At 71.4% G+C, this 1,483-nt stretch carries 2 protein-coding genes and 1 pseudogene; all 3 read right to left on the bottom strand.

Annotated elements, in window-relative coordinates:
- On the bottom strand, positions 1-741 hold a 741-nt coding region (locus G7A99_RS14010; protein WP_163141165.1), incomplete at its 3' end, for an amidase.
- A 28-nt stretch (positions 742-769) separates the two neighbouring features.
- Positions 770-1,057 carry an Asp-tRNA(Asn)/Glu-tRNA(Gln) amidotransferase subunit GatC gene (gene gatC, locus G7A99_RS14005; protein WP_163141162.1) on the bottom strand — a complete coding sequence of 96 codons (288 nt, stop codon included), beginning with the start codon at positions 1,055-1,057 and terminating at the stop codon, positions 770-772.
- A gap of 118 nt (positions 1,058-1,175) precedes the next feature.
- Positions 1,176-1,483: pseudogene (locus tag G7A99_RS14000) on the bottom strand (murein L,D-transpeptidase); the annotation flags it as partial.

Raw genomic sequence — 1,483 nt, 5'->3', positions numbered from 1 at the left:
GGCGCGGTAGTCGGGGACCTCGCGCTGCACGCTGGTGGAGTCGCGGTGATCGAAGCCGGCCATGGCGCCGAGCAGCACGGCCAGGTCCTCGGCGGAGCGGGCCATGGGGCCGCCCTGGTCGAGGCTGGAGGCGAAGGCGACCATGCCGTAGCGAGAGACCCGGCCGTAGGTGGGCTTGAGCCCGCTGATGCCGCACATGGACGCCGGCTGGCGGATGGAGCCGCCGGTGTCCGTGCCGGTGGCCGCCGGGGTCAGCCGTGCGGCCACCGCGGCGGCGGAGCCGCCGGACGAGCCGCCGGGCACCGCGGCGGTGTCCCAGGGGTTGCTCACAGGGCCGTAGAAGCTGGTTTCGTTGGACGAGCCCATGGCGAACTCGTCCATGTTGGTCTTGCCGAGCATCACCGCGCCGGCCTCGTTGAGGCGCTCGACCACGTGGGCGTCGTAGGGCGCGATGAAGTTATCGAGCATCCGGCTGCCGCAGCTCGTGCGCACACCGTCGGTGCAGAAGATGTCCTTGTGCGCGATGGGCACGCCGGTCAGCGGCCCGGCCTCGCCGCGGGCGCGGCGTGCGTCCGCGGCCTCCGCCCGGGCCAGCGCGGCCTCCTCGGTGACGCTGATGAAGCTGTTCAGCGTGCCGTCGTGGCGGCGGATGCGCTCCAGGTAGTGCCCCGTGAGCTCGCGGCTGGTGAAGTCGCCGCGCTCGAGAGCGGCGGCGAGCTCGGTAATGCTGTATTCGTGCATGACGGTTCGGACCCTGTGGTTGCGAGGCTCACTCGATGACGCGGGGCACCAGGTACAGGCCCGCCTCGGTGGCGGGGGCGATGGCCTGGAAGCGCTCGCGCTGGTCGGTCTCGCTGACTTCGTCCGGGCGCAGCCGCTGGTTCATCTCCAGCGGGTGGGCGAGCGGCTCGACATCCCCGGTGTCCACGCCGGAGAGCTGCTCGACGAAGTCGATGATCTCGCTGAGGTTGCGCGCGTAGTCGGGCACGGCGCTCTCGTCGATACCCAGGCGCGCCAGATGCGCGATATGCGCCACGGCTGAGGCATCCAGGGACATGCGTGTTCTCCGAACAGGGTTGGGTTGCTACGGGCTTGCGCACCCGCCGGGCGAAAGCGGAAAACTAGCATACAACGCCGGGGGTGTTAATCGCGCGGGCGGCGTCCCGCGCCGCCCGTCACGGGCGGAGCAGGGCAGACTCGGGCGCCGTGGCGGGGCGTTCGAGGGCGGCCAGGACTGCGCGGTCGCGCCCGTAGATGTCGGGCTTGAACGCGAGGGTGCCGTCACCGGCGATGTTGACCGTCCAGTAGTGCACGATGACCGGGACCGGCTCGGGCAGGTCGACGCTGAGCGTGACGCCGGTGGCGATGGTTTCGCCGATGGCGGCGGCGTCCCACCGTTGCGGATCGTCGAGGAGCAGGCGGGCCAGCTCCAGCGGGTGCTCGACGCGGATGCAGCCATGGCTGAACGCGCGCCGGGGGCGGT

This window comes from Arhodomonas sp. KWT, from assembly GCF_010993615.1.
The sequence above is the reverse complement of the archived record's forward strand: the minus strand, read 5'-3'. Positions and strand labels throughout refer to the sequence as shown.

What these genes read in the sequence shown, in the direction of transcription:
- gatC (WP_163141162.1), bottom strand. Translation starts at nt 1,057, where the DNA reads ATGTCCCTGGATGCCTCAGCCGTGGCGCATATCGCGCATCTGGCGCGC.